4 protein-coding genes are annotated in these 4,975 nt (G+C 62.3%); 2 read left to right on the top strand and 2 right to left on the bottom strand.

What is annotated here, in order from left to right:
• The first annotated feature begins 826 nt into the window (after positions 1-826).
• Positions 827-1,894, top strand: a complete 1,068-nt coding sequence (locus ACLHHB_RS11720) for a hypothetical protein (protein ID WP_410218462.1) — start codon at positions 827-829, stop codon at positions 1,892-1,894.
• Positions 1,891-2,985, top strand: a complete 1,095-nt coding sequence (gene uvsE, locus ACLHHB_RS11715; protein ID WP_410218461.1) for a UV DNA damage repair endonuclease UvsE — start codon at positions 1,891-1,893, stop codon at positions 2,983-2,985. The genes ACLHHB_RS11720 and uvsE overlap by 4 nt, the downstream gene beginning before the upstream one ends.
• Positions 2,986-3,433: 448 nt before the next feature.
• Here the strand turns inward: uvsE and ACLHHB_RS11710 are convergent, their stop codons facing one another.
• Together ACLHHB_RS11710 and ACLHHB_RS11705 are read right to left on the bottom strand one after the other, a co-directional pair.
• On the bottom strand, positions 3,434-4,462 hold the full coding sequence (locus tag ACLHHB_RS11710) for an SDR family oxidoreductase (protein ID WP_410218460.1): 1,029 nt from the start codon (positions 4,460-4,462) through the stop codon (positions 3,434-3,436).
• 195 nt (positions 4,463-4,657) lie between these two features.
• The coding region (locus ACLHHB_RS11705; protein ID WP_410218459.1) for a carbonic anhydrase at positions 4,658-4,975 on the bottom strand (318 nt) is incomplete at its 5' end.

Raw genomic sequence — 4,975 nt, 5'->3', positions numbered from 1 at the left:
GCTCGCCCCGAGGACTCGCAACGGCGTGCAGCCGATCCCACCGCCGCTGCCCGCAGACCGCAGACCTCCTTTGCTGTCGCGCTTGCCCGTTATGGTCTGAGGGAAGCTCGAGGGGGTGGGGAGCCTTGTTAAACCGGCAACCGAACGGCGAAGTACTCTAGAGAGAAAGGGCGCTCATCCTAGATCAACATCACGAAATTGCTGCCCGACCATGTGTTCAAAGCACCGTGCTGCCGTGCCGCTTCCTGACAAAGCTATTCCGCTTTATCTGCAGGGCCGACTGCACGAACGCAGCCACTGCCTGACACATGATCTCCCTTTTGCGCCCGGCGCTTCCTCAACGGCTGGCGCAGTAAGTGGCTTGCCAGTCTGCCATGAGGCGTAACCCCCGTAGATCGTCAGGGCGCGACGCTCAGGTTGCAGCATCTGGCTTGAGGGATCCATGGTCCAGCGTTTGGGGAGGCATGGACAAGCTTCTGAAGAACATCTTTTCCGTTGAACCGCAGCGTGAATGACAGACAACCTTACTTCGGTGTTCGGGACCTTGTTCGAAAGCCGACATCCTTTTCCAAGCCAAAGACGAAGGAAACTCTGCGCAATACTACCTTGACCGGGGGCAGGGCACGATCCATGGAAACCCCAGCAGGCGTGGCTGTCTTCATCAGGCAAGGCTGGGCAGAGGATGCCTCCACGTCCCGCAGTCACTTGAACCGTGGCAGCGGCTTTTCTCGCTTCCACTGTCAAGGCCGTCCTTCGCGTGCAAGCGGTCATGGGTCAGGCTTGAGGATCATTGTGCAGAGGCTGAAACCAAGGAGCGTTTGCGCCGTTGTTCACCATGATCCGCCAGCACAGCGAAAATCCTGCTGACTTGGGCGCCCGCTTTCGGGCGGCTCTTGATCGTTTCGACCCGGACCGACGCATCCTGATCCTTGGTCATTTCGATGCGGACGGATTGTCGGCCATGGCCATTCTGGCGCAAGCGCTGGAACGTGCCGGGCATCCGGCCGACATTCGGGTGACGGGCAAGGGCGAGAATCCGTGGTCTGCAGTCCTTCGGCAGGAACTCACCGAACTGCGCCCGGGAGGCTTGGTCGTGACCGATCTTGGCGTTCGCAAGGGTGATATCCTTCCCGGCGTCCAGACAGTGCTGATCGATCATCATGTTCCGACAGGAAGGCCGGGCGCGGCCACCGTGATCTCTGGCAACGGACGGACGCCCGAGCCGACGTCCTCGCTGCTGGCCTATTGGTGCGCGCAAGGACTAGGGTCTGCGGATGATCTGCTCTGGCTGGCGGGCATGGGGCTGATCGGCGACATGGCGGATGGCGCGTTCCCGGAACTGGCCGAGGCGCAGGCACGATATGGCAAAACGGCACTGCGGGATGCGGTGTCATTGGTGAATGCGCCGCGCCGGACAGCTTCGGCCGATGCGGCGCCGGCGCTGGCGCTGCTGATGAAATGCACGTCGCCCAAGGATCTGCTGAAGGGCGGGCATCCCGAAACCGAACAACTGCACGCCGCCAAGGCCGAGGTTGCAGCAGCGCTGAACGGTGCCAAGCGCATCGGCCCCAAGGTCCGGGGCGATATCGCGATGATCCGCTTTTCCTCGGCCTGCCAGATCCATCCGCTGATTGCGCAAAGCTGGCGCGGGCGGCTCAAAGACAAGATCGTGCTGGCCGTCAACACCGGCTATCGCCCCGGCTGGATCCACTTTGCGGCACGCACTACCACCGACACGAACCTGATCGATTTCCTGGCCGACCACCGCCCGGCGGGTGCGGGCGAGGAATATGGCAGCGGTCATGTCAAGGCCACCGGAGGCGCCCTGCGCCCGGCCGACTGGAACGAATTCGCCGCCCGGATCGGCTTTCCCGAAGAAAAGGTGCCTGAATGAACGATCGACCCCTGCGGCTCGGCTTTCCCGTGAAGGTCATGGGACGGCCCGGCTACAAGAGCAATGATACCAGGCGCTGGCGGCAGAATCCGCATCTGAAGACGTCTCTGGAATATGTGGACGCGATCCTCGATTACCTTGTCGACGTCGACATCGACATGTACCGGATGTCATCCGACCTTGCGCCTTATGCCACGCATCCGGACATGCCGCAGTTTCATGAGATGGTGGCAGAAAGCGACGCCGAACTGGCCGCCTTGGGGCGCAAGGCCCGCGACCTCGACATGCGGCTTTCTTTCCATCCGTCGCAGTTCGTTCTGCTGAACAGCCCCGATCCTGCGCTGACGACGAAAAGCATCTGGGACCTCAGCTCGCAGGCCGAGATGCTGGACCGGATGGGTCTGGGACCCGAGGCGGTCATGGTGACCCATGTGGGCGGTGTTTATGACGACCGCGAGGCCAGCCGGGCGCGCTGGATTGAGGGCTATGAGCAATGCCCCGACCACGTCCGCCGGCGTCTTGTCCTTGAAAACGACGACATCCGCTTTTCCGCCGCCGATGTCCTGTGGATCCATGAACGCTGCGGCGTGCCGCTCATCTTCGATTACCAGCATTTCTGGTGCCTGAACCCTGAAGGGCTGGATCTGCGTGCAACGCTGGAGCGGGTCATGCGATCCTGGCCTGAGGGTGTGCGACCCAAGATCCATTTCTCCTCTCCCCGGACCGAGATGCGGGAAATCAAGCGCAAGGTTACCGACAAGGAGCGCGAGGCTGCCAGATCCGCCGCGCCGGGCCGAAAAGCGGGGCTTACCAAGGGCGTCGTCACGGCGACGTCGCGGATCAAGACGGTGCTGCAGCCCCCCATCTGGACGGGCCATGCCGATTTCACCAACCCCTTCGAGTTCGCGACCTTCATGCGCATGGCGGAAGGGCTGGAGTTCGACGTGATGCTGGAAGCAAAGACCAAGGACCTTTCGCTTTTGCGCCTCCGGTCGGACCTGTTCCGCTATGCACCGGATGTCGCCGCGCGCTTCGGAGCAGGTCCGGATGATGTCGTCGAAATGGACGAAGTCGAAAGCGATCCGGACTAGGGGAGGCTCGTTCATAGGTTCCGACCCCGTCGCGGCGCCCGGCGCAATCTTATCCACACCTAATCGACGGCTGCGCCTGCCTTGTAGGAGGGTATGATGCACAGAGTTGTCCTGAAGCCATGCCCCTGTTGCCCGCAAGTAGCACAGTTCAGCGTTGTCCGCTGTCCGCTGCCTTGCCGGTTACAGTGGAATGGCGCAGCCTTTAGAAGCTTTGCCTGTCTCGAACGCTGCTCAAATTCTACAGGGCTCCGCCCAATCCCTGAAGGAAGTCAGCGACAAGAGCAGGTGTTCGGTGTTGCTGGGCCAAACATGCATCTGTCGGAATGCATCACGCAGTCATTCCTGTTGATTGCGCAACGGATCAACACCTGCGCCACGAAAGATACCTATCACTGCAACGTCAGAGCTATGACAGGTACTAGCTTGTTCTTGGCAGCCAAAAGGCCTGCTATCGCCGGGATGAGGGCAGCCGATGTCGGCTTTGGCGGCGCCCCAGCAACAGTCCTCCGACGGCGGCACACAGCATGCCTCCCGCCAGAACGCTGCCCATCCGGCCCGCTGCTCCGGGAAGCAGCAGAGCACGATCGCGGGCTTCGTCGCCAAAGGATCCGGCCGTACGATGGGCACCGGGTACGGACGACCACAGATTGTCGGGCCGTTCGCGGCGCGGCACTCCGCGTTCCTGTCCGTCAACGCCTTCTTTCCCCAGCTTGCGGTCCAGCATCTGCGGAAAAATCATGTTGCCCAAGATCATCATCACCGTCGTGCCGCCCAGCCAGTATTCGCGCGCCGGTGCGGCCGCCGCCTTCAGGATGGCCTGCGCCGCAACTTCGGGCGTATAGACCGGCGCCACGGGCCGGGGTTCCTCGGGGCGGGTATTGCGCGCCCAGTCGAACTGCGGGGTGTTGATGGCGGGAAGATGGACCATCGTCAGCTTCACGTTGCTGTTTTCGTGCTTCAGCTCAGTCCTCAGGGCATCGGTAAAGCCCCGGAGGGCGTGTTTAGCCCCGCAATAGGCCGCTTGAAGGGGGATGCCCCGGTAAGCAAGTCCCGACCCGACTTGAACGATCGTGCCCCGCTTGCGCGGACCCATGGCGCGCAGGGCCGCCATCGTGCCATGGACCGCCCCAAGATAGGTCACTTCGGTCACTCGCCGGAACTCGTCCGGCTTGATGTCCCGAATCTTGGCGATTACTGTTGCCATGGCATTGTTGACCCAAATGTCGATGGGACCGATCCGGGCTTCGACATCCTCTCCGGCTGACAGGACGGCATCAGCGTCGGCCACGTCCAGAGGATAGGTAAAACTCTCACCGCCGCATTGGGCAAGCTCGGCCTTCAGCTCCTCCAGCGCGTCTTGGTCGCGCGCCATCAGGACAAGGCGCGCGCCCTCCTTGGCAAAGGCCACGGCCACTGCCCGCCCCACTCCGGCGGTGGCACCGGTGACCACGACTGTCTTTCCTGAAAACCTGTTCATGGCGAACCTCCCTGCATGTTTACCAACGTGCACCTCCGACATCAGTTGCCGACACGGGTGACAATGGTGGCAGGGGAAGGATCGGCGGCCAGATCAGGCGGCACTGCGTCGCAATCCCACGGCCGTGTCGGAAAGGCCTGTACGGCACGGCGAGGCGCATGGAACGTCCTGACACAGCTGGGCAGCGGGCGCGCCTCAGGAGCGATCAAAGAAATCGACCCGGCCCTCGATGAAGTCGTAATAAGCGCCCACGACCTTCAGGGTGCCTGCCGCCTGAGGGTCAAGCATCAGCGGGTCGCTGGCTTCCCGCAGAAAGCGGACCTGACGCCGAACATTCTGGCGCACCGCGGACTCCACGGGATCACCCTCCGCGTCGCGCGCTTCAAGCACGGCAGGAATGATGGGCTCGATCATCTGGCCAATCGCTCCGGGAAAGCGGGCATTCTCGGACACAACGCTCATCGCCGCCTTGACCGCACCACAGGATGCGTGACCCATCACCACCACCAGCGG

The organism is Paracoccus sp. (in: a-proteobacteria) (assembly GCF_046462195.1).
GTDB lineage: Bacteria > Pseudomonadota > Alphaproteobacteria > Rhodobacterales > Rhodobacteraceae > Paracoccus.
Note: the sequence above shows the minus strand (reverse complement) of the source record. Positions and strands in the feature narration are given on the sequence as shown.

What these genes read in the sequence shown, in the direction of transcription:
- ACLHHB_RS11710 (WP_410218460.1), bottom strand. Translation starts at nt 4,462, where the DNA reads ATGAACAGGTTTTCAGGAAAGACAGTCGTGGTCACCGGTGCCACCGCC.
- uvsE (WP_410218461.1), top strand. Translation starts at nt 1,891, where the DNA reads ATGAACGATCGACCCCTGCGGCTCGGCTTTCCCGTGAAGGTCATGGGA.